Source organism: Sporolactobacillus shoreae (assembly GCF_004684935.1).
GTDB classification, from domain to species: Bacteria; Bacillota; Bacilli; order Bacillales; family Sporolactobacillaceae; genus Sporolactobacillus; species Sporolactobacillus shoreae.
Window position 1 is genome coordinate 23,227 of sequence record NZ_SRJD01000015.1, and the last position, 24,211, is coordinate 47,437.

Below are 24,211 nucleotides of genomic sequence, written 5' to 3' on the forward strand. Positions count from 1 at the left end.
GCGGTTCTTATGTTAAACTGGTAAAAATGGCGAGGGGATCGGTGAAGTAATGTTAAAGACGATTTTGTTCGATGTGGACGGCGTTTTCCTAAGCGAGGAACGCTATTTTGACGCATCGGCGCTCACGGTATGGGAACTGCTGACAAGTGAAAACTATCTGGGCCTGGGAGGGGAAAAAGACTTCAGGACCGTCTACAGTGATCAGGAAATTGCTAACTTACGAGCAAAAGTTTTTCTTAATGACCAGGTCCTGAATTTCATGAAATCACGCGGAATGAACGCTAACTGGGATATGATCTATGTGACTTTTTCCGTTCAGCTGATCCATCTCGTCTCACAGCTGCCGGACAGCGTGAGGAAAGAGGCGGCGGATCTGCTGCAGGGAACAATTAGCCGGGAGACACTGGATGAGTTCAGAAGTTTGTTTCGGAAATATCCTGTCAAGCCTGATTTTGACCGTTTCCCGGATGATTTTTCTGAAACAGATGCGACGCGTCAGGGGCTGATCCTTTATTTGAATGAGTTGGCTGGAAAGCGTCTGGGCATTCAGACGGACCAATTCCGCCCGAAAAGTACCTTATGGCACATCGGCGAACATGCTTCCCAGGAGTGGTACATAGGGGATGAATATGTGCTTTCTTCAACGGGACTGCCTTCCGTGCAGACCGGTAAGAAGGGCTTTATGAATGAGGAAGTGACGCTTGCCGACCCGAAGCTGATCCGGAACATGTTCAGGGAACTGATTCAGAAGGGTGTAAACATAGGTATCGCGACCGGACGCCCACATCTTGAGACGTATAAACCGTTCGGCTATCTGAACTGGCTGGAGCTTCTTGATGAGAATCATATCGCGACGGCAGATGAAGTGCTGGCTGCCGAGAAAAAATACGATGCCGCACCGCTTGCAAAGCCGCATCCATTTACGTATCTGCTTTCCTATCACGGCAAAGACAGTGATGAGCGCCGCTGGACGTCGCGGGAGCCGGAAAAACTTCCGAATGGAAGCGAAACCCTGATTGTCGGCGATTCTCTAGCTGATCTGCTCTGCGCAAAGCAGCTGGGCTGCCGCTTTGCCGGCGTGCTCACGGGGCTATCGGGAAAAAAAGCGCGGGGAGAGCTGGAGGCTCACGGCGCGGATTTTATTCTTGATTCGATTGCTGACATTAAAGATCTGGCGCTGGAATTGATCGAAAAATAATTGATCGAGTTCTGATAAAAGTTCCGCGAGTTTTAATATTGCTTGATCCACATTAAAAAAGGTCATCCCGAAAGTTGAATCGGGATGGCCTTTTCACTCATTTTTGTACTTTGTCAGTTTTGTTCTTCCGGAACGTCAATCGCGACAAATTCGACATCCTGGAGATCCTCGATGGAAAGAATTTCTTTTCGGGCCGTTTCCGGTACCGGCTTGTCCACGGTCAGAATCATAATTGCTTGGCCGCCGACCGCCTGACGTCCGACGTACATGCTGCCGATGTTGATGCCGCTTTTTCCGAGTAAAGAGCCGACGTTGCCGATGATGCCGGGAACATCGACGTGGCTGATATAAAGCAGATACTTCTCCGGTTCCATGTCGAGCCGATAGCCGTTGATCGAAACAATGCGGCCGCCGAAACCGGGCAAGTAGGTGCAGGCGATCGTCGCTTTCTTATCACCGTGAGCGATTTCGAGCTCGATGAAGTTTGTAAAGCCCTTGTGCGCCGCATTCTTCTGCACGCTGTATGAAAGGCTGTGTGCCTTCAGCACCTGCATGACGTTGACAATGTTAATGGAACCATCCAGATAGAAGGAGAGCAGTGCCTTAATCATCTGGCGTGTGAGAAGGCCTGTGTCTTCGAGAAAAAGTTCGCCGTAATAATTAATCTTGATCTTCTCAGGAGCGTCTTTAAAAATCTGCATCAGCAGTTCCGCCATCTGTTCGCTCAAAGTGAGATAAGGTTTGATTTTCTGTTGCACGGTAGCGGATATATGTGGCAGGTTGATCGCATGCTGCACGCTGCCTGTTTCAAAAATGCCGACAATTTCTTCGCTGACCGACTGGGCGACTTTTTCCTGAGCCTCGGCTGTGGAAGCACCGAGGTGAGGGGTCACGATGATACTCGGATTCTGTGTCAGGCCGGTATTTTCCGGAGGTTCGTGTTCAAAGACATCAATCGCCGCTCCGGCGACGTGGCCGCTGTTCACTGCGTCAACTAGTGCTTGTTCGTCAATAATGCCGCCGCGCGCGCAGTTGATCAGCCGGACACCCTTTTTGGTTTTGGCGAGATAATCGGCGTCGATCAGTCCGCGCGTTTCCGCAGTCAGAGGAGTATGAACGGTGATGAAATCTGCCTGGGCGGCAATTTCGTCAAGACTGGCTTTGATAATCCCCATTTTTTTCGCTCTGTCTTCCGTCAGAAAAGGATCGTAGCCGAGAATATTCATCTCGAACCCTTTTGCGCGCTTGGCGACTTCAGTTCCTATACGTCCCATGCCGACGACACCGAGTGTTTTCTGGTAAAGTTCGACACCTTTATACAGCTTCCGGTCCCATCTGCCTGCGGTGAGTGATCCGTAGGCCTGCGGAATGTTGCGGGCAAGCGAGAGCATCATTGCCATGGTGTGTTCCGTTGCGGCAATTGTATTACCCGCCGGGGCGTTGATCACGATCACGCCTTTTTCCGTTGCGGCATCGATATCAATATTGTCAACGCCGACTCCCGCGCGGGCGATCACTTTCAGATGGTCCGCCGCCTGAATCACCTCACGGGTGACCTGCGTCTGGCTGCGGACAATCAGCGCGTCATAATCTTTTATCTTCTCAATCAGATCGGCCGGTGCAAGCCCCGTGGCCTGATCCACCTCAAAATTTGAATTGCTGAGAAGGGCGTGGAGCCCCGTTTCGCTGATCGCGTCTGTGACAATTACTTTATACATGCTGAACCCAGACCTCCTCGGCTTTTTTCACTGCGGCTCCAAGTTTTGGTTCTTCGCCGAATTTGGCAAGTGTTAATTCAAGAGCGGTGAGCACTTTGAGTATGTCAAAAGGTGTGCAATAACCCATGTGGCCGATACGGAATATTTTTCCTTTCAAGTCCTTCTGTCCGCCAGCGATGGTGATTGCGAAATCTTTTTTCAATGCTTTTTGAATATCCGGGGCGGGAATGTTACCGGATTTTACCGCGGTGACAGTAGGCGACGCATCTTCATCACTTGTCAGAAGGGGAAGACCCAGTTCCCGGATGCCGGCACGCAGCATATCCCTTAATAAATAGTGGCGCTTGATCACATTTTCCCAACCTTCTTCCTCAATCATTGAGCAGACTTCCTTTGCTCCGGCGATCAGGGAAACGGCAGGCGTGAACGGCGTTGACTTCTGTTCTTCATAGGCTTTGACATAACGGTTCAGATCAAGATAAAAGCGTTTGGCTGGGCATTCACGGATCGCTTTCAGGCCACGGTCGCTGAATGCAACGAAAGCGAGACCCGGTGGAAGCATGAGCGCTTTCTGAGAGCTGGTGACGAGGATATCAATATGATCCTTTTCCATGTCGACAGGAACACCGCCAATGCAGCTGACGCCGTCAACGACGAACAGCGCATCGCTTTTCCGGGCGACTACCTCGCCGAGCGCACCAATGGGATTCAGGACGCCGGTCGACGTTTCATTAAAAGTGGCAAATACAGCTTTAACTGAAGTACTTGCCAGTCCGTCGAGAAAAGCTTCGAGCTGTTCAGGCGTGCACGATTTTCCCCACTCAATATTCAGGCGGTGAACATTTACCCCATAGTTTTCCGCAATGGTTGCCAGCCGGTCGCCAAAGGATCCGGCAACAATTACAACCGCATCCTCGCCTTCGGATACGGTGTTGACGACCGCAGCTTCAAGGGCTGAAGTGCCGCTGCTGGTCAGCGCGAGAACAGGATGTTTTGTACCAAAAACAGGCTTAAGGCGATTAGCGACATCTTCAATCAGGACTGAGAAATCCGGGCTGCGGTGGCCAATCATCGGCTGAGCCATGGCCGCATTCACCCGGTTCGGAATGGGCGTGGGTCCGGGTGTAAACAAGTAAGTCTGGTCTAGAAACATGTGAATCATCCCTTCTGTTTTCTATATTTGTGAAAATAAAAACGCCCCTCACAGTATGTATGCCATACTGCGAGGGGCGTGGTAATCGCTGTGCCACCCTCATTCGCTGCCCGAAAATCACGGACAGCCTTCATTCAAGTCTTAACGGCCTGTGCCGGATCCGCCTACTCTTAATATTCAGCGAATCTGTTCCGAAGGGCTAAAGCTGAAGGAAGCGGGACCGGTTCTCAGCGAATACCGGCTCTCTGGGACCTGATTCCAACAGCCTGTTGTCTTCTTCATGACATTTAATATTGTGTCCAAATTGTAACAGCAATCCTGAATTTTGTAAAGAAAAATATTTTAATATTTTCTGACACAATTGGTGAATGGTATTTCATCGCGATCAGAGGCTAGGCTCGGCGGAGGTTTCTGAGATTGCCGATTCAAGGATGCCGAGCAATTCTTTCATATCGTTCATCTTTCCAATTGTAATGCGAACGCCCGTCTGAAATGGATTGATCAGGAATCCTTTCGTCTTACATTTTTCAGCTACAGCCTTTGGATTATCGACCTTTACGTAAATAAAATTAGCCTGTGTCGGGAAATAGGAAATCTTTTTTTCGTCAAGAAATACGGTTGTCATTTCCAGTACATCTTTATTTTTCTTGACGCAGTCCTTCATAAAGTCCTGATCTTGTAAAGCGGCGAATGCAGCAATCTGGCTGAGCCGCGGATTGTTGAAGGGCGGCCTGACTTTGTCAATTTCATCGATCAGACGCTGCTGTCCGACGGCGTAGCCGATCCGGAAAGAAGCAAGGCCGTATGATTTTGAGAAAGTCCGGAGAACAAGCAGGTTCGGATGATCTTTAAGCAGTTCAAGAGAGCGGGGGAAATCAGAGGCTGTTACGAAATCAATGTAGGCTTCGTCGAGTACAATGACAACATCATCGGGTATCTCGTCAACGAAATGGGCGAGCTCCTGATCGTTGACATAGGTTCCCGTAGGATTGTTCGGATTACAGATCCAGATCACTTTTGTTGCGGAATCGACAGCATCCCGCATGGCATCGAGGTCATGCCTTCCGTCTTTGCCGCACGGCACTTTTTTCGTTTCGGCGCCTTCAATCTGGGCATGACAGTAATATTCGTAAAAAGTGGGCCACGCCATAACAATATTAGTTCCCCGTTCGAGGAGGGCACGGCTGATCAAAACGATCATCTCATCAAGACCAAGGCCGAACAAGAACTGTTCTTCGCGGGTCCCAAGCCTTACAGCCAGTTCGCGGCGCAAGTCGCTGTCGCGGCAGTCAGGATATAGCTCGGGCAGAAGGGAGGCTTTGACGATGGCTTCTGATACTTTCGGAGAAGCACCGTACACATTTTCATTTGAATCAAGCTTGACGAGACGTTCAAGACCGTATCTTTTTTTGATCTCTTCAACTGAAGGACCCGGATCATAGGCTCTCAAATGGGCTAAAGTTTCTTTGAACATGCAAAACACTCCTTTGGCTGAATGATCGTGGTGGTTTGCCGGCCTTCCGGGGGACGGATTCCGGATTAAATGTAAAGCAGAATAACGACGCTCACCGGTTCCATAGTATATTCAAAAGTACGAAAAAAGCCCTGCCGAAGCAGAGCTGTCGTTTGTGCGGTACCACCCGGATTGCGAAAAAATATTCGCCGCTTTAACAGGAAAACGTCCGGTTTGTCTTTTCCCTTATGGCACTTGCCAGATAGGAAGAGACATTGATTTCTGCCTTAACCGAAGCAGGAAACCTTCTCGGGATCATACTTAGGCCGAAAGATCCGAGATTCCACTGGTAACGATTTTTTTGATACTGTCCGACGAGACCCTGTTCTTTACCTTTTAGCGTTTCTTTAATAGCTGATATTAAAACTGATTCAATTTAAACATGTAACGTTTGAATTGTAAAGTCCAATCTGTGACCTTAAATGCTCATCTGATTATTAGAGCGCTGTTTGCCTAGATGTAAGGAACGGTGCGGTTAATGTAAAAAGGAAAAATTGGAAGAAATTCCGACGGCCCGTTTAAACGTTCTTTATAAAAAGGAACCGTTTACAGAAAATTATTTTCAAATGTAAGCGTTTGATGTACAATGAAGCTGAGAGGGGGAGTGGTAAGTAATGGCAGAACATCAATGTATGATCCGGATTCAGTCGGCTTATCCACACTTAAGCGAGAAAGAGCGTAAAATAGCTGATTACATCCTGAGTTATCCGGAGGAAACTGTTCGAAGCAGCATTAATCAGGTATCCGCGCGTATCAAAGTGGCTGACGCCACTGTATTCAGGTTCTGCAGACGCCTGGAATTCAAGGGATTTCAGGAAATGAAAATTGTCCTTGCGGCTGACATCGCGAAAAATCGTCATATGGAGCTCGAAGAAAGCAAATATCAGGGCGATGAGACCATGAGTCTGGCGGAACGCGTCTTTCAGGATAACATCCGCACCCTGGAGAACACGTTCCAGATTCTGAGCAGCGAACCTTTTAAAAATGCTGTCGAGTTGATAAGCCGGTCGGAGCGGGTCGCTTTCTTTGGCAGCAGCGGGTCAGTGACCATGGCGCAGGAAGCGCACCGCAAATTTGTCCGCGCGGGGATTATGACCTATGCGCCCAGTGATGGAGAGTTCCAGATGCTGTCTGCCTCTCAGCTGACCGGCCGTGACGCCGCCGTCTTTATTTCGTATTCGGCCAGTGACAAGCATCTCCTGCAGGTGGCCAAAGCGGCAAAGTCGGCGGGATGCCCGACTATCGGACTGACCGGATTTATGAAATCCGGACTGGGCGACCTGATGGATATATCTCTGCATACTGTTTCCGTCCCCACGGATTATCGATCGGAATCCTACGTTGCACGGGCGGCGCAAATAACATTGATTGACGCACTTTACGCGAACGTTATGAAGAGAAAGCAACATAATGCAAAACAACCGGAACATGATCTGGACCGTTTGGCAGCACATGGGTAATCTATTTTGAATCAGGATATGTGAAAGCGATTCCATATTAGGCACTTCGGGTGTTTATTTCACAACGAATGGATCACAAGAGAAAGCACATAGAGCACGCCGAAAAGAACGGCGAAAAAGCAAATAAAGCCCCAGCCTATTTTTATCTTCACACAGAAAACCTCCTCACTGGCCTTATTCTCGGCAAATGAAGAGGGTTTTATGTGTTATGAAATTTTTAACGGCAACCGTTATTGATCGGTGCCCCTGTATGCCGGTGATGAAACTTCCGTCTGAACGCCATGCGCGACCGGACGGAGCACGACACACTCATAATCAGGGAACGCTTCCTGCAAGCGTTCCCTGATTTGTGAACTGTCATCTTTCGAAGCCAGCGACATAACGGTTGGGCCCGCTCCGCTCAGAAAAGAACCGTACGCGCCCGAGTCCCTGGCGATTCGGGCGATTTTAGCCATGTCGGGAATCAATCCGGCACGGAAAGGCTGGTGAAACTGATCGCTCTCCATCATTTTTCCAGCCAACTCGCCGTCGTGGCTGAGCAGCGCGCAGATCAGAACATTGGCAATGCTGCTGCCTTCAACAGCTTTACGGAAAGAAAGAGAGGCGGGAAGGGCGCTGCGGGCGTCACTTGTTTTTAATTCAAAATCAGGGATTACCGTCACAAAATCAAAATCAGGAGCGGGAAGCCGCACACTGCTGACTTCGGACGTTGATTGAGTAGAAACGACGAGACCGCCATAGAGTGAGGCAGTCACATTATCCGGATGGCCTTCGGAACGACAGGCCATCCAGGACTTCTCACTTTCTGAAAGTCCGAGGCCGAGTGAAAAATCAGCCAGTTCAATGCCCGCGATGATCGCGGCGGCGCTGCTACCCAGACCACGCGCAATTGGAATGTCACTCCGCACCTCAACGGAATAAGGTGAGAGTGAGGCGTGACGGCTCTCGGCGGTTTGCTTCGCGGTTATATAGATTAGATTTTCATTCAGCGCCGGCTGAAAATCTGGCTGATCCGTATAGTTAAATTGCCAGTGATCCGAACGGACCGCATTCAGAAAGAGGTAGCGGCTGACCGCCATGCCGATCGAATCAAAGCCGGGTCCGAGATTGGCCGTACTGCCAGGCACTTTGATCTGAAATGCCGCGGGCACGGTCATTTTGCCACCTGCCGGAGGTGATCCACAACGGCTGATTCTTCAGCACCGATGATGGTCGGTTCGATGGACAGCGTGTCCATTGCGGTAGCGGGATCTTTAAGTCCATTTCCGGTCAGAATGCAGACGATTTTTGATCCTTTTTTGATCTTTCCGGCCTTGATATGTTTTAACAAACCGGCAATTGAAGCGCAGGACGCAGGCTCTGCAAAAATACCTTCCGTACGTGCAATCAGCTTGTACGCTTCAAGAATCTGTTCATCCGTGACATAATCAATTTCGCCGTGGGATTCTTTTTCTGCGGCAACTGCCAGTTTCCAGCTCGCTGGATTGCCGATACGAATGGCGGTTGCGATCGTTTCGGGATGCTCGATTACCTTATTTTTGGCAATGGCGGCCGCACCTTCAGCTTCGAAACCGTGAATTTCAGGCGGAGCGACCTTTTGGTTATCCCGCAGTTCCTTAAACCCTTTCCAGTAAGCGGAGATGTTGCCGGCATTTCCAACCGGGATGCAAAGCACATCAGGGGCTGAACCCAGCTGTTCGACAATTTCATAGGCGCCAGTCTTCTGGCCTTCAAGCCGGTAAGGATTGATTGAGTTGACAATCGTGTATTCGGAATTTGCGCCTGTATAGCGGACGATATCCAGAGCCTGGTCAAAATTTCCGTTGACTTCAAAAATTTTGGCACCGTACATCACTGACTGGGCCAGTTTGCCCAGTGCGATTTTGCCTTTTGGGATAACGATGATACAGTCGAGACCGGCGCGTGCGCTGTATGCCGCAGCGGAAGCTGAAGTATTCCCCGTTGAGGCGCAGATTACACCTTTGCTGCCGCTTTCCATTGCTTTGGCAACAGCAAGGAACATGCCGCGGTCTTTAAAGCTGCCGGTAGGATTCAGTCCCTCAAATTTGACACGGATGTCGCATTCCAGTTTCTCAGAAAGCTTATCGAGCGGAATCAGCGGCGTGTTTCCCTCGAGTAATGTCAGGCGAGGTGTCTTCTCCGTTACGGGTAAAACATCCTTGTATTTTTCCATAAGACCTTTCCAGACCATTTTTTTATCCCCTTTCAACTCTGAAATATTTGGCATTTAGAACAACATCAAGCTTTTTCATGATTTCAAAAGATTTTTCAAAAAGAACTTTATTTGTTCTGTGCGTCACAATCGAAACTTCTGCAGCATCCTGGCCCGTGATCGGTTCCTGATACAGCTTCTCCAGACTGATCCCCTGTTCCTTGAATAAGTCGGTCAACCTGGAGAAAGAGCCCGGTTCGTCCTTGATGTGCAGCCTGACAAAAAACTGGCTTTCGACAAGACTCTCCTTGCGTGTATGCATTTCTCTCTTTGGCAGAAAAATGTGGTTGCCTGTCACACCAAGCGCCATATTTCTGATGACGGAGAGGAGATCGGACATTACAGATACCGCGGTCGGACCTTCGCCGGCGCCGGGACCGTAATACATGGTTTCGCCCAGAGCCGTGCCATAAACGTAGATGGCATTATTTTCGTTTTCGACTGAAGCGAGCGGGTGTCCATCCGGGAGAAGGGTCGGTTCGACACGGACATCGATTGCCCCGTTGTTTACTTCTGAAATGCCAACCAGTTTGATCGTGTAGCCGAGCTTTCCGGCATAGATAATATCTTCCCGGGTGACATCGGTAATTCCGGTGATTTTCACATCATCCAGCTTCACCGGAATCGAGTAAGCGAGATGGCTGAGGATAACCATTTTTCTTGCTGCGTCCAATCCCTCAACATCCGATGTAGGGTCGGCTTCGGCAAAGCCGAGCGCCTGCGCCGAGGAGAGGGCTTTTTCATAGGAAAGGCCTTCATGGCTCATTTTGCTGAGAATGTAATTGGTAGTGCCATTGACAATACCGATCATTTTCTGAATCCGGTCTGCTGCCAGACTGTCGGTCAGTGTCCGAAGAATCGGGATGCCCCCGGCGACACTTGCTTCATAATAGAGGTCGCAATGATTTTTTTTTGCCTCCATAAGCAGCTCATCGCCATACGAAGCCATCAGGTCTTTGTTGGCCGTGATTACATGTTTCTTATGATTCAGCGCCCGAAGGATATACCGATATGCCTCATCAATGCCGCCCATCAATTCGATAATAATGTCAATTTCAGGATCGTCAAGAACTTCAGCGGCATTAGTCGTCAGATTACGGTTGTCAATCAGGACTTTTCTCGGCCTGTTTTTGTTGCGGACCAGCACTTTCTTCAGCTGGATCGTGCATCCGGTCCTGGCCTCCAGTCTTTCTCTTTCTTTGGTCAGCAGGCGAACCACTCCGGTGCCTACTGTCCCGAAACCCAGTAAGCCAATGGACACCTTCTCCAATTCCATCACTCCCCGTTCATCAATAATCAGACAGGCACATGTTCCAAAAAATTGACTTATTTATCAGCATTTTTCAATTTTTCGGTCAGCACGGAAAATACGAATCTCTATATGTATTTGCCATTATAACCCGAACAAAGAGCGACAACAAGGTTGTATTTGTCCATAAAAGAGCCATAATACGCGCCGGCAGGACTGGTAGCTCTGGTACGGGTAGGAAAGCGATGATGAAAAAACGTGGCATCGCACGAGGTGACCCCCTGATTTTGGTTACAAAATCGGGGGTCACCGCAAAAGTGGCTGGTAACCCCGCAAAAGTGGCTGGTAACCCCGCAAAAGTGGCTGGTAACCCCGCAAAAGTGGCTGGTAACCCCGCAAAAGTGGCTGGTAACCCCGCAAAAGTGGCTGGTAACCCCGCAAAAGTGGCTGGATTAAGAGCCAAACGTTCACCGTGGTTCGTCGTGCCCGTAATTTTTCATGACCTGGCCCGTGATCAGGTGCATCATGTCATCAAAGTAGGGCCGCACCTGCAGCTTATCGGGGTGAAAATTTTCAACAGCCGGAGATTTCTTCTGAACGCTGCTTCTGAATTCGGAAAACATCCGCCGATAGGCAGTATCGTCAAAGTCAGGCAGCACAGGAGATCCGGACGACCGCCGCGTCTGGTGCTTTTTATCAAGATCAATGATCCTGTAAATCAGAAGTGCCGCAACATGTGCGCAGGGTTCCGGCCCGAACCCGCATGTGCAGCTGTAATGCATCAGATCTCTCTGAGGGTGCTTGATTGGGAGCGCCGCCTTATTGCTGCCCGGTGCGCTGCCTTTCCAGATAATCTCTGCTTCATAAAATACGGACTGGCCGTCCTCCACCGTGGCATGGATGCGTGTTTCTGATGCATGATAGTCCCAGACCCGCCTGTTCCTGCAAAGAAACAGGCCTCTCTCAAAGCGTGTGGTTTCCATCATCCCGGCGAACGCTGTCAACCATCCGGCAAGCGCTGCGTCATGGATAAAAAAAGGGGTCATTTCAGATCACTCCTTCACGCAATTTAATCAGATCGAAAATTTCCTGATCGCTCATCTCTGTCAGCCAGCCGTCCCCTTGGCCGAGTATCTGCCTCTGGAGCTTTTTCTTACGCTCAATCAGAAGATCAATGCGCTCCTCCAGAGTGCCTTCACAAATGAGTTTATACACATGGACATTACGTTCCTGACCAATCCGGTAAGCTCTGTCCGTCGCCTGCTCCTCAACCGCCGGGTTCCACCAGCGGTCATAATGGAATACATAGCCTGCCGCCGTCAGATTTATGCCCACACCGCCTGCTTTCAGAGACAGGATAAACAGTGTCTTTTTTCTAACGCCTGACTGAAATCTTTGGATCAGTTTTTCCCGCTGTTCAGCGCTCAGGCTGCCGTGCAGAAAAAAGACATCGGCGTCCGGATGGCGCTTCCGGGTCTCCTGAAGAAGCTGCTGGCCCATTTGTACATATTGGGTGAAGACAAGAACTTTTTCATTACGGTCAAAGAGCGGTTCAAGAAGGTCGTAAAAAAGGTCCATTTTCCCTGATTTTTTCTGTTCGCCTTCCTTACCCAGTACAAGGGCAGGGTGGTCGCACACCTGTTTCAGCTTTGTGAGTGCGGAAAGGATCATGCCTTTGCGTTTTATGCCCGATGAAGTGCCGACGCTTTGCGTTAGGCGGTTGACAACTGTCTGATACAGGGAGGCCTGATCTTTACTGAGAAAACATGTTTTCTTTGTTTCAAATTTATCCGGAAGATCTTGGATAATCCGCCTGTCCGTTTTTTCACGGCGAAGGATGAAGGGCCGGATGATTTTTGTCAGTTCTCCTGTTTTTGACCGACTGCTTTTTTTCTCAACAGGGCCAATGAATTGCTTGCGGAATCTTTCGAGAGAGCCGAGATAGCCGGGGTTAAGAAAGTCCATGATGGACCAGAGCTCTTCCAGACGGTTTTCGATCGGTGTCCCGGTTAGGACGAGACGATGGGCGCTGCTGATCGTCCGTATCGCGCGCGTTTTTTGGGCATGAGGATTTTTGATGGCCTGAGCCTCATCAAGAATCACACTTTTCCAGTAAATTTGTTTTAAAGCTTCTGATTCTTTGGTGAAAATGGCATAGCTTGTGACCATCACATCTGAGCTTCTGAGCCGTTCTTCGAGGAGCTGTCCATGCAGGCGGGAAGCCCCGTGATGGGTGTAGATATCTAGTTCCGGTGAAAAGGTCCGGAATTCGTGATTCCAGTTGGCGACCAGTGAAGTCGGGCAGATGACCAGAGCAGGTCCCTGAAACATCCGTTCCGGGACTGGTTCGGCGGGCAGGGTTTTGCAATGATCCAGGTAGGCGATCGCCTGAACCGTTTTGCCGAGTCCCATGTCGTCAGCGAGGCATCCTCCGACCCGCTGGTGCCTTAGATTGGCGAGCCAGGTAAATCCCTTTTTCTGATAGGGCCGGAGCTGGCCTGAAAATCCCTCTGGTACCGGTATGATTTTCGACGGCTTATTAATAATATGGTTCAGATAGTCATCGAGACCGCGTTCCAGATGCACTTTAATCAATTTATTTCTTTTTTTATGAGTCAGCGCGTCCAGCCGAAGAGCGCCGGCAACACTTGGTTTTTTGTCAAAAATCTCCATGACGCCGCCCATTTCAGTAAAAGCTTTCACCATCCGTTTCATCGGAAGGTGGATCCACTCACCCTCGTGCCGGATAAACGACTGGTTTTCACTGACAAGTTGTCTGAATTCAGAGACGCTGAGCTGGATATCTCCGACAGCGATACGCCAGTCATAATTGATCAATGAGGAAAGGCTGAACAGTGATCGCTGATTTTCATCTTCCGACCTGATGTTAAGGTCAATGGCAACGAGGTCATCACTTTCTTTCACATCAAGATTATCAGGCAAACTTAAGGAGACAGAGACTGCTCCGAGCTCGTTCCTGTATTGAAAAAGATCGGAAAGTTCCTCGGAGGTTATGAGTCTGCCTGCTTTTCCAGCAAGAAAATTCAGAATATGATCTGGTACTTCTCCTGTCAACCGATTGATACGTTCCTCCAGCCAGCTGTTCCTGCCCAGTGGGGAACGGCTCTGCAGTTTTTCAAGAGACCATTCGGTCCGTCTGGCATTCTTCCAGCCTTCGACAACCGTTTCATACTCCCAGACCGCGTCCTTGGAGAACGGATCATCCGGATCTGCCGGGTCAAGAATTATTTTCATCTGTTCGGGTGAAAACTGCTGCTCCATCCGCGCTTTTCTGAAAGCCAGCAACGCGCTGGTTAACGCCTGCGGATTGTGTGAGGAGACGGGGTGGGTCCAGTCCCCTATTTCCCGCTCAAGCTGATTCATTTCTTGTACTTTCAGCGGATTGGCCGTAGTGACCCACGGCTCTCCAGATGAATGAAAAGGAATGTTTTTTTCAGGGACACTCCCGGATGGGTTATTCGCTTCGATCAGCCCGGCGGCGGGTTTGTTTTCAAGCTGGGGAATCACAGATAAAGCGGTATCATGTACAAGCGTATTGGTCCAGAAAATGATCAGTAAATAGAGCCACTGCCTGACTTTTTCATCCTGAAGATCGGAGATTGAAAAGGAGAGATGGGGCAGCGAGCCCAGCCAATCGGCGAAAAGACCGCTCTTGTCAAGCGTTTGTATGTCAGGCATCCACTCGCAGAAATAACAGTGTTCATGTTTTCCACGTTCAAGGTGGTAAAAGAACGGATAAAACTGTCCGTTTTCCAGCAGAACTTTCAGTGCATCGGCGATCCTGCCGAACCATTGAAAGGTCCGGCCCGCTCTGATGTCTCCGTCATCCAGGACCCGGTCACGCATCAGTTTAAAGGCACTGTTCATGGGCATAAGAGCACCGGAAACCGGAAAATCGCCGGCGTCTCCCGCAAACTGGGCGGAAGATCTGAAGTAGCGATAAGGAGAGAGGTCTCCAAGCCACTCCGGAATGGGACCTTTTCCCGAAACGTCACCCGGAAAAGGGAGATTATTTCCTTCTTCATCAGTCAGCCAGATATAGAAATTCCATCCTTTTTCTATATGAGGCACGAATGTGATCTGCAGATAGCGGTTCATCAGGAAAATCTCCTTTTCGGGCAAGGCTCTTAATTTGGGCATGCGGTCCTATTCGTCAAAAATAATCTATCCTATTAGTGTACCATATCGTCAGTGACAATGAAACGAACCTTGCTTTCTGAGCCGCGGGCTGCCGCGCTTTTTCCGCTTCAGAAAGAGTCGTTGATATTTCTCGCCTGGGCTTACTTTTGTGACGGTTTCTTGGTATGATAAAGACAACGCTTCAGAAAAGAAAACGGATCGGCCGGCGTGGGAGAGATCTGTCAAAGCCCGGTTGGCACTTTTGCGTCATCAAAAAATAATGGCAGCGCTGTCACAAAAAGGGTATTCGGAGGCAAGACAGAATGAACATTCAGTCATGGCTTTTTCTTGATTCAGGAGTACATACTCCGTCTTATAATATGGCTTTGGATGAATATCTGCTTCAGCAGGGAGCTGCTGGAAGAAAGGAACCGGTCCTCCGATTTTATCAGTGGGATCCGCCCGGGCTGTCCATCGGCTATTTCCAAAAGACAAGTGGAAGAATTGATCGGTACGGGGCGGGGCGGCGCGGCGTCCGGCCGGTAAGGAGACTAACAGGGGGGCAGGCTGTTCTGCATGATCACGAACTTACGTACAGCGTCATCCTTCCTGAAAATTATCCGGACATGCCGCGTTCAGTCGTCGGTGCCTACCGGGTGCTTTCGAAGGGGCTTCTTGAAGGATTCAGGGAACTGGGACTGCAGGCTGAGCTGGCGATTCCAGAAAAGAAAAAGGAAAGCTCCCATTCACCGGTCTGTTTTGAAGAGGCTTCCTGGTATGAACTGGTTGTGGAAGGGCGGAAAGCGGCCGGAAGTTCCCAGACCCGGCGTGAAGGGATGATTCTCCAGCATGGATCGATCCCTTTATCCGTTGATGAAAACAAGCTATTTGATTGTTTTGATTACCCGAACGAACGTGTTAAGGATCGGGCCAGGAAAGCGTTTGACGGGAAGGCAGTTTCACTAGACACGCTCACGGGCAGAAAGCTGACGATTGATGAGGTGAAGAGGGCTTTCTATACAGGTTTTGAAAAGGGTCTGGGAATCAAGCTTATTCCTGCGGATCTTACTCCTCAGGATGAGAAGGCTGTTTGGGAACTTGCGCATTCAAAATATGACACAGAAGCATGGAACTTTTCACGATAAGACACAAATCAATATTAAGGGGGAGAAGACGTTGGAGAATCACCGGGAATATCTGAGAAAACCGGAATGGCTGAAGATCAGGCTGGACACAAATCAGGATTATCGCGGTATTAAGACATTGATGCGCGAAGAGCGGCTCCATACGGTCTGCGAAGAGGCAAAATGCCCCAATATTCATGAGTGCTGGGCTACCAGAAGAACCGCAACTTTTATGATACTTGGAGACATCTGTACCCGTGGATGTCGCTTCTGCGCGGTAAAAACGGGACGTCCTACCGAACTCGATCTGCGCGAGCCGGAACGGGTGGCTGATTCAGTGAAAAAGATGAAGCTGCGCCATGTCGTCGTGACAGCTGTTGCCCGTGATGACTTAAACGATGGGGGCGCGGGTGTTTTTGCGGAGACAGTGCGAGCGATCCGAAGAAAAGTGCCGTACTGCACCATTGAAGTCCTTCCTTCTGACATGAAGGGAGACGATGAAAGCATTCTGACTCTGATGGATGCGAAGCCGGATATTTTTGACCATAATATTGAAACGGTCCGCAGATTGACAAAAAGCGTCCGCGCAATCGCAACCTATGACCGCTCTCTGGCTGTTCTGCGGAGGGTTAAAGAACTGAGTCCTAATACGCCGACGAAATCGAGTATCATGGTCGGACTTGGCGAAACCAAGGAAGAGATCCTTCAGGCAATGGATGATCTGCTTGAGAATCACGTGGATATTATGGTGATCGGCCAATACCTCCAGCCAACCCGAAAACACCTGGATGTTGTCCGCTATTACCAGCCTGCCGAGTTCGAGGAGCTGAAAAAGATTGCCATGGAAAAAGGTTTCAGGCATTGCGAGGCCGGACCGCTTGCCCGTTCTTCTTACCACGCCGATGAGCAGGTTGATCCGGAATCACGGCTCAGACATGATCGACTGATTGAAGAGGAAGATCATGAGGATCAAAGAATCTGACAGATTAAAAACGCCGCTTCCAGAGACTGAATCATCAGTCCGGTGGCGGCATTCTATTTAAGATATTAAAAAAAGTCTTTACTGGCCGAACTGGTAGAGCCTCTCATAAAAGTCTTCCGTGTACTTGGAAAAAAGTTGTTCCGAAGGGGCGAGTTCCCGGCTTCGCGGATAGATCATTCCGACGGATCGCGAGACCTCAGGCGAATGAAGCGGTGCGGTGACGATGCCCGCAGGAAGGTTGTAAGTAACGGCATTCTCCGGCATCAGCGCGATGCCGAAGTCCGCGGCCACCAGCCCTTTGATGGTATCCATATCCTCCCCTTCAAAAACAATGTCCGGTTCGAATCCCGCCTGTCCGCAGGCATCACGGAACAACTCCTGAAGTGAGAGCCTGCTGCGGAATGTAATGAACCTTTCGTTTTTCAGCTTTCCGAGAGGGATGGCTGTTTTTCCGGCAAACCGGTGATGTTTGGGCAGGAGTAGGACCATTTTTTCTGTATAAAGAATTTTGCTGTGCACGGCCTCATGATTTTTGGGTACGGGGGAAGCAAATGCCAGATCAATGTTCCCCTGTTCAATTAAATGGATGAGATAGGGGACTGTCCCCTGATGAAGCTGAAAACTGATTCCCGGATGAGTCTTATGGAAATTCTGCAGCATGATCGGGAGTGTGTGGACGGACAGGCTGGTTGAAATCCCCAGCCTGATCCGCCCGATCTCGGGATTCAGGTGCTCTTTGATTTTCTGCTCGGCTTTTTCAAATTCAAGAAGACCCCGTTCCGCGTGTTCCAGAAAAATTTTCCCGGCAGGCGTCAACTGGATATTGCGGCCTTTTCTCATAAAAAGTGAGACCCCCAGCTCGTCCTCAAGCAGGGCAATCTGCCTGCTGATCGCGGACTGCGCTACGTGGAGAGCCGTTGCGGCCTGTGTGATATGCTCCCTTTTTGCCGCTTCAATAAAGTATTCGATTTGCCGTAATTCCATGGTCCGCACTCCATTCATATCGAATCGAGATTAATCTGTTCTTAATTATATATTGAAAAGATTGATGATTAAAGTGTAAAATAAAATTACCAAACTTTTCGGAAAAAAGTAGATAGAGATACAAATATATTTTCTGAAAAGTTGGACAGATAAATGATGCGAGATTGCGAAGAGACAGAAGGAAGGATGACGTTTATGATTACAAAGGGAGAGACGAGAGCCAATGTCTCGGAAGGCTTGTATCGTCCGGAATTTGAACACGATTCCTGCGGCATTGGATTGTACGCGGATATCAAGGGGCGTGCATCCAATGATGTAGTTAAAACCGCACTTGAAATGCTTGCGAGGTTGGATCACCGCGCGGGCAAGGCGGCTGATGGAAAAACCGGTGATGGCGCGGGCATACTCGTTCAGATTCCCAACCAGTTTTTTCAGTCTGTATGCAATTTTTCGCTTCCGTCTGCCGGACATTATGGTGTCGGCATGTTTTTCATGCCTCAGGACCGCTCTGCCAGAATGGTTGCGATTGGAAAAATAAAAGCGTGTATCGCTGCGCGTAATCTACGGCTTTATGGTGAGCGCGATGTTCCTGTTGAAGAAAATGAGATCAGCCGGCTCGCCCGGAGCAAAGCGCCGTTTATGTACCAGATGTTTATCGGGACGGCGGGCCAAGACTCTGGACACGCGCTTGATATTGAGCTGTATCTCTTGAGAAAAGCGATTGAAGTAAAACTTAAAAATGAAGTTTATGTTGCGAGTCTGTCCAGTCAGACTCTGGTTTATAAAGGCATGCTGCGGGCGAAAGAAGTGTCCGCTTTTTATACCGATCTTCAGGATGAACATTTTGTTTCGGCACTCGCTTTAGTGCATTCCCGCTACAGCACGAATACGTTCCCAAGCTGGCAGCGGGCGCATCCTAACCGGATGATTGTTCATAACGGTGAAATTAATACGATCCGTGGAAACATGAGCTGGTTTAATGCCAAGGCGAAACGGCTGGAGGGAGGAAGGCTGCCGCAGATTATAGATCCAGACGGCAGTGATTCGGCCATTTTTGATAACGTGCTGGAGTTTCTGACCTATCATGGTTTTTCGCTGTCTCATGCCATAATGCTGATGGTTCCCGAACCATGGGAGAATCAGTCGGAACTGCCGGAATATCTCCGCGATTTCTACGAATTTCACAGCCGGATGATGGAACCGTGGGACGGACCGATGGCACTTGGTTTTTGCAACGGGAAACAAATCGGCGCGATTTTGGACCGGAACGGACTTCGTCCCGCCCGGTATTATATAACGAATGACGATAAGGTTGTCTTTTCTTCGGAGGTGGGTGTCGCAGATCTCGACGCGTCTAATATCCGTGAACGCTGCCATCTGAAACCCGGCCAGCTTCTGCTGATTGACACTGAAAAGGGCAGAATTGTTCCGAGCGATGAACTGAAGAAAGAAATCTGCCAGGCTGAAGACTATCATAAGCTACTTAAGGAATCAGTGATCAGGATAAAAGATGAGTCACCTGAACCTGAGAAAATATCAGACACGGTTCGGCTCTTTCAGCAGAAAGTGCAGGGATATACCTACGAGGATCTGACCAAAGCTATTGAGCCAATGGCAGAAACAGGCAAGGAACCGACCGGATCGATGGCGAATGACACGCCTCTCGCCGTACTTTCCAATAAGTCTCAGGTGCTCTTCGACTATTTCAAACAGTGGTTTTCCCAGGTAACAAATCCGCCGATTGATGCGATCCGTGAAGCCTGGGTTATGTCGAAAATTACCTGGCTCGGACCGCAAGTCGGCCTGCTGGATCCGGTTCGGCATGTTTCAACGCAGATCCGTCTGAACCATCCGGTCCTGGACAGAAAAACGTTCTGCTCCATTCAGCGTCAGGGTTTGAAAACTGCTGTAATTCAGACGCTGTTCTCGGCGGATAAGGGAAATGGAGGACTCTCCGAAGCTCTGGGCCAGCTGATCCTTAAAACGGATCAGCAGATTCATGACGGTGCTTCACTAATCATTCTTTCGGATCGCGCTTTGGATGAGAAAAAAGTGCCGATTCCGTCGCTTCTTGCTGTAAGTGCTGTTCACCATCATCTGATTGATCAGGGCACAAGGACACAGGTCAGCCTGATCGTTGACTCCGGGGAGCCGCATGACAGCCACCAGATTTCCCTGCTTCTCGGCTACGGCGCCGACGCGATTCATCCTTATCTGGCACTTGAATCTGTGAGTGAACTGAAACAGACCGGGCATCTTAGCGTCTCCGAAGAAGAAGCGGAACAGAATTATATCAAAGCTCTGGTTGGCGGGATTGTTAAAATCATGTCCAAAGTGGGTATTTCATCGATTCAGAGTTACCGCGGTGCACAGACCTTTGAAGCACTCGGCCTTTCCGATGAGCTGATTGAAAAATACTTTAAAGGAACGGTTTCCCAGATCGGTGGCATCGGCTTGAATGAAATTTCGGAAGAATCACTGCGCCGCCACCACAAAGCGACTGAGGAACTACTCCTTGGCGATCTGAAAACATTGGATGATGGAAGCACGCTGCAGTGGCGCCAGGGCGGTGAACAGCATAAGATTGAACCTTTGATCGTGCATATGCTTCAGCAGGCGACACGCAGAAATGAATATAAATTGTATAAGGACTATGCGGAGATGGTCGACGATGCGCCATTCTCTACAATCCGCAGCCTGCTGACTTTTGAGAAGGATCGCCAACCGATTCCTCTGGATGAAGTCGAGCCTGTGGAAGATATTCTGAAACGGTTCAAAACCGGCGCTATGTCTTACGGTTCGATCAGCAAGGAAGCGCATGAGGCACTGGCTATTGCCATGAACCGTATTGGCGGAAAAAGCAACAGCGGCGAGGGCGGCGAAGACGCGGACCGTTTCGTCCGGGACGAGAACGGCGATTGGCGCCGCAGTGCGATCAAACAGGTCGCATCGGCGAGATTCGGAGTCACGAGCTATTATCTGTCGGAAGCGGCCGAACTTCAGATTAAGATGGCGCAGGGAGCGAAACCTGGAGAAGGCGGAATGCTTCCTGCGGGAAAGGTTTATCCGTGGATCGCTCATACGCGTCGCGCAACAACCGGCGTCGCCTTGATCTCACCGCCGCCTCATCATGATATTTATTCTATCGAGGATCTTGCTCAACTCATTTATGACTTGAAGTCGAGCAATCCAAAGGCGCGGATCAGCGTCAAGCTGGTTGCCAAAGGCGGCGTCGGTACGATTGCCGCAGGCGTTGCTAAGGGTAAGGCGGATGTCATCCTGATCAGCGGTCATGATGGAGGGACCGGAGCGGCTTCCAAAACGAGCATCAAGCATGCCGGCCTGCCATGGGAACTGGGTCTGGCTGAAGCCCATCAGACTCTGATGAAAAATGGCCTGCGTGACCGTGTCAGGCTTGAAACCGACGGCAAGCTGATGACCGGCCGCGATGTTCTGATCGCAGCCTGCCTCGGTGCCGAAGAATATGGTTTTGCGACAGCACCTCTGGTCGTTCTTGGCTGTCTGATGATGCGGGCCTGCCACCTTGACTCATGCCCTGTAGGCATCGCGACTCAGAATCCGGAGCTGCGCAAACACTTCAACGGCAGCCCGGATTACATTGTTAATTTTATGACGTTTATCGCCCGGGATATTCGCGAACAGCTGGCGGGTCTTGGTTACCGATCGCTCGATGAAGTGATCGGCCAGGCTCATCTGCTTCGCATTAAGAAGGAAGTGCACAACCACTGGAAGGCGAAATATCTCGATTTGTCCGATTTACTGTATCAGGCGGAAAGCGATGTCTCCAAGCGCCATTTCGCCCGTGCTCAGGATCATCACATAGAAAGACGTTTCGATGAGCGAAATCTGATTTCTACCTGTCTGCCAACGATTGAAAATAAGCGGCCGGTACATTTATCCTACAAATTGAGAAACTCCGATCGGACTGTCGGAACGACACTCGGATACGTTATTTCGAAATCTACGGGTGGACGCGGCCTGCCGGAAGACACAATCAATCTTTCGTTTACAGGGAGCGCGGGACAAAGCTTCGCTTCATTCATTCCGAGAGGTGTCACCATGACCTTGACCGGAGATGCCAACGACTATGTGGGCAAAGGCCTGTCCGGTGGCAAGGTGATCATAAAATCTGAAGAAGTAGTCGGTGTTCCGATGGATTCACAGGCGATGATGGGCAATGTAGCCTTCTTCGGCGCGGCTGAGGGCGAGGCTTATATCCGCGGGACGGCAGGCGGCCGTTTCTGTGTACGCAACAGCGGCGCTTATGCCGTTGTTGAGGGTGTCGGTGAGAACGGCTGTGAGTATATGACCGGCGGCAAAGTAATCGTTCTGGGATCAATCGGCCGTAATTTTGCGGCAGGCATGTCTGGCGGAACGGCATATGTCCTTCCTGAAGGCCAGCCTTCCGAGGTTCTTGCTCATATCAACCATGAACTGGTGAACATTGAAAAACTCACGGATAAGAAAGAGCTTGAAGCTGTCTACGGACTGATCAGAAATCACCTGAATTATACAGGCAGTCCTAAGGCAGGGAATATTCTTGAAAACTGGGAAGAGTATGCCGAGCGCTTCATCAAAATTATTCCGCGTGATTATGAAGCGATACTTGCACAGATCGGGCACTATAAAGCTCAGGGTCTTAGTGAGGAACAGGCCAAGGAAGAAGCTTTCTATCTGAAAAAGCAGGGTAAACTTGCTGTTCCAAAATCGGATTATCAGCCGGTGTAATGCTGAGCGCTTCCGGATAAATTTTGAAAGGATGAAGCTGAAACAATGGGACAATTAATGGGTTTCCTGAATATAGAGAAGAAAAATCAGAAGGAGCGCGATCCCCGGAAGAGGATCGGGGATTGGAATGAATACCGGGAAGCAATGCCGGAAAAAGAGGTCAGGGAACAGGCGGCGCGCTGTATGGACTGCGGCACGCCTTACTGCCAGATCGGAACGGTTCTGAATAAAGGGACGAGCGGCTGCCCGATTCACAATCTGATTCCCGAATGGAATGATCTCGTATACCGCGGTTTGTGGAGAGAGGCATATGACCGTCTCGCAAAAACCAATAATTTTCCTGAATTCACTTCTAAAGCCTGCCCCGCTCCTTGCGAAGGGTCATGTACGGCCGGCTTTGTCAGTGATCCGGTATCGATCAAGTCTATTGAACGCTCGATTATTGATCGGGCGTTTGCGGAGGGATGGGTGGTTCCTAAACCGCCGCTCCGGCGTACAGATAAGAAAATTGCCGTGATTGGATCCGGTCCTGCGGGTATGGCCTGTGCTGACCAGCTTAATAAAATCGGCCACAATGTGACTGTATTCGAACGTTCGGACCGCGCTGGCGGATTGCTGATGTATGGCATTCCAAGTATGAAAATTGAAAAAGATGTGGTTGACCGTCGTGTTCATTTGCTGGAGGCGGAAGGTGTTGTGTTCAAAACTGGTGTAGACATCGGAAAAGACATCACTGAAGAAGAGATAAGGAAAGATTTCGATGCCGTTGTTCTCTGCACAGGCGCTGGCAAGCACCGTGACGTTTCGATTGAGGGACGCGATCTCGAGGGTATATCGCCTGCGATGGAGTATCTGACCGCAAGCAACCGGCATCTGCTCTACGGCGAACCGCTGAAACCCGACTTCGATGCCAAGGGTAAGCGTGTGATTGTTATCGGCGGTGGAGATACAGGCGAGGACTGTGTGGCAACGGCGATCCGTCAGGGCTGCAAAAGTGTCGTTCAGTTCGGCAAACACGGTCGGCTGCCCGAAAATCGTTCCGAGAGCAATCCATGGCCGGAAAATCCGCATGTTTTTTCAGTGGATTATGCCTATGAAGAAGCGGAAGAGCTGTTCGGTACAGATCCGCGGGAATATTATGTTGAAACGAAGAAGTTTACAGGTGATGCTTCCGGACATGTTAGATCTCTGCTGACTGGTTCATTTAAGTCGGAAGCAGAAGAGGAAAAAAAGTGGGATGCTGACTTGGTATTGATCGCGATTGGATTCCAGGGCGCGGAGGACCGCTTGTTTGAGGATTTCGGGATCGAAAAGGATCCGAGTGGACGCGTGATTCAGGCGGACGACCGAAGTTATCAGACAAGCAGTGAAGGCGTTTTTGCGGCGGGCGATGCGCGCCGCGGAGCGACACTCATTGTATGGGCCATTGAAGAGGGGCGGAAGGCCGCTGCCGCTGTTGACCTGTATCTGGATCGGAAACTCTCACTTCTGCAGAACTGATCAATTAAGTGATTTGATTGTAAATAGCAGGTAACGGGAAGCCTTTATGGCTTCCTTTTTCAAATGTATAAAATGATCGATGGACTCAATCTGCCGAATATACATTCGGACTCAGACGCGGGGGTGCGAGACGCCCGCGGCAAGCGAGCAGCCAAAGCGTCGCCGGAAGAAGGCAAAACAATGCGTATCACGGGTTTTTAGGACTGGG

Annotated in this window: 15 protein-coding genes; 6 read left to right on the plus strand and 9 right to left on the minus strand. The window is 49.9% G+C overall.

Translation table 11 applies throughout. The features are described from left to right. The first annotated feature begins 49 nt into the window (after positions 1 to 49). Complete coding sequence (locus tag E4665_RS12485) at positions 50 to 1,198, plus strand: HAD family hydrolase (protein WP_135349129.1); 1,149 nt, start codon at positions 50 to 52, stop codon at positions 1,196 to 1,198. A gap of 113 nt (positions 1,199 to 1,311) precedes the next feature. Here the strand turns inward: E4665_RS12485 and serA are convergent, their stop codons facing one another. The 3 genes from serA to hisC form a co-directional block, all read right to left on the minus strand. After that, positions 1,312 to 2,916 carry a phosphoglycerate dehydrogenase gene (gene serA, locus E4665_RS12490; RefSeq protein ID WP_135349130.1) on the minus strand — a complete coding sequence of 535 codons (1,605 nt, stop codon included), beginning with the start codon at positions 2,914 to 2,916 and terminating at the stop codon, positions 1,312 to 1,314. Continuing rightward, positions 2,909 to 4,069 (minus strand): pyridoxal-phosphate-dependent aminotransferase family protein, encoded by a 1,161-nt coding sequence (locus E4665_RS12495; protein WP_135349131.1) that lies wholly within the window; start codon positions 4,067 to 4,069, stop codon positions 2,909 to 2,911. Before E4665_RS12495 ends, serA begins: the two co-directional genes overlap by 8 nt. Positions 4,070 to 4,454: 385 nt before the next feature. After that, the gene (hisC, locus tag E4665_RS12500) at positions 4,455 to 5,543 is read right to left on the minus strand and encodes a histidinol-phosphate transaminase (RefSeq protein ID WP_135349132.1); all 1,089 of its coding nucleotides are present in this window, start codon (positions 5,541 to 5,543) and stop codon (positions 4,455 to 4,457) included. A gap of 653 nt (positions 5,544 to 6,196) precedes the next feature. Between hisC and E4665_RS12505 the strand changes: the two genes are divergently transcribed. Continuing rightward, on the plus strand, positions 6,197 to 7,042 hold the full coding sequence (locus E4665_RS12505; protein ID WP_135349133.1) for a MurR/RpiR family transcriptional regulator: 846 nt from the start codon (positions 6,197 to 6,199) through the stop codon (positions 7,040 to 7,042). Between the two features lie 230 nt (positions 7,043 to 7,272). On the opposite strand, the gene thrB is transcribed toward E4665_RS12505, so the two are convergent. The 5 genes from thrB to E4665_RS12530 all read right to left on the minus strand — a co-directional run bounded on the left by thrB (position 7,273) and on the right by E4665_RS12530 (position 14,643). Then, the gene (gene thrB, locus E4665_RS12510) at positions 7,273 to 8,199 is read right to left on the minus strand and encodes a homoserine kinase (protein WP_135349134.1); all 927 of its coding nucleotides are present in this window, start codon (positions 8,197 to 8,199) and stop codon (positions 7,273 to 7,275) included. Further along, complete coding sequence (thrC, locus tag E4665_RS12515) at positions 8,196 to 9,254, minus strand: threonine synthase (protein ID WP_135349135.1); 1,059 nt, start codon at positions 9,252 to 9,254, stop codon at positions 8,196 to 8,198. Before thrC ends, thrB begins: the two co-directional genes overlap by 4 nt. A 4-nt stretch (positions 9,255 to 9,258) precedes the next feature. Beyond that, complete coding sequence (locus E4665_RS12520; RefSeq protein WP_135349136.1) at positions 9,259 to 10,545, minus strand: homoserine dehydrogenase; 1,287 nt, start codon at positions 10,543 to 10,545, stop codon at positions 9,259 to 9,261. A gap of 446 nt (positions 10,546 to 10,991) precedes the next feature. Beyond that, positions 10,992 to 11,570 carry an SWIM zinc finger family protein gene (locus E4665_RS12525; RefSeq protein ID WP_135349137.1) on the minus strand — a complete coding sequence of 193 codons (579 nt, stop codon included), beginning with the start codon at positions 11,568 to 11,570 and terminating at the stop codon, positions 10,992 to 10,994. Between the two features lies 1 nt (position 11,571). After that, positions 11,572 to 14,643 carry a DEAD/DEAH box helicase gene (locus tag E4665_RS12530; protein WP_135349138.1) on the minus strand — a complete coding sequence of 1,024 codons (3,072 nt, stop codon included), beginning with the start codon at positions 14,641 to 14,643 and terminating at the stop codon, positions 11,572 to 11,574. A gap of 344 nt (positions 14,644 to 14,987) precedes the next feature. Here E4665_RS12530 and E4665_RS12535 point away from each other — a divergent pair, with 344 nt between their 5' ends. Continuing rightward, positions 14,988 to 15,809, plus strand: a complete 822-nt coding sequence (locus E4665_RS12535) for a lipoate--protein ligase family protein (protein WP_135349139.1) — start codon at positions 14,988 to 14,990, stop codon at positions 15,807 to 15,809. Positions 15,810 to 15,840: 31 nt separating this feature from the next. After that, positions 15,841 to 16,770: a lipoyl synthase gene (gene lipA / locus E4665_RS12540; protein WP_241654847.1), complete on the plus strand. Its 930-nt coding sequence runs from the start codon at positions 15,841 to 15,843 to the stop codon at positions 16,768 to 16,770. A gap of 78 nt (positions 16,771 to 16,848) precedes the next feature. On the opposite strand, the gene gltC is transcribed toward lipA, so the two are convergent. Further along, positions 16,849 to 17,754 carry a glutamate biosynthesis transcriptional regulator GltC gene (gltC, locus tag E4665_RS12545; RefSeq protein WP_135349140.1) on the minus strand — a complete coding sequence of 302 codons (906 nt, stop codon included), beginning with the start codon at positions 17,752 to 17,754 and terminating at the stop codon, positions 16,849 to 16,851. Positions 17,755 to 17,949: 195 nt separating this feature from the next. On the opposite strand from gltC, the gene gltB reads away from it, so the two are divergent. Both gltB and E4665_RS12555 read left to right on the plus strand, forming a co-directional pair. Then, positions 17,950 to 22,503, plus strand: coding sequence for a glutamate synthase large subunit (gltB, locus tag E4665_RS12550; RefSeq protein WP_135349141.1), 4,554 nt, complete (start codon positions 17,950 to 17,952; stop codon positions 22,501 to 22,503). A 45-nt stretch (positions 22,504 to 22,548) separates the two neighbouring features. Further along, positions 22,549 to 24,003 (plus strand): glutamate synthase subunit beta, encoded by a 1,455-nt coding sequence (locus E4665_RS12555; RefSeq protein WP_135349142.1) that lies wholly within the window; start codon positions 22,549 to 22,551, stop codon positions 24,001 to 24,003. Positions 24,004 to 24,211: the final 208 nt, after the last annotated feature.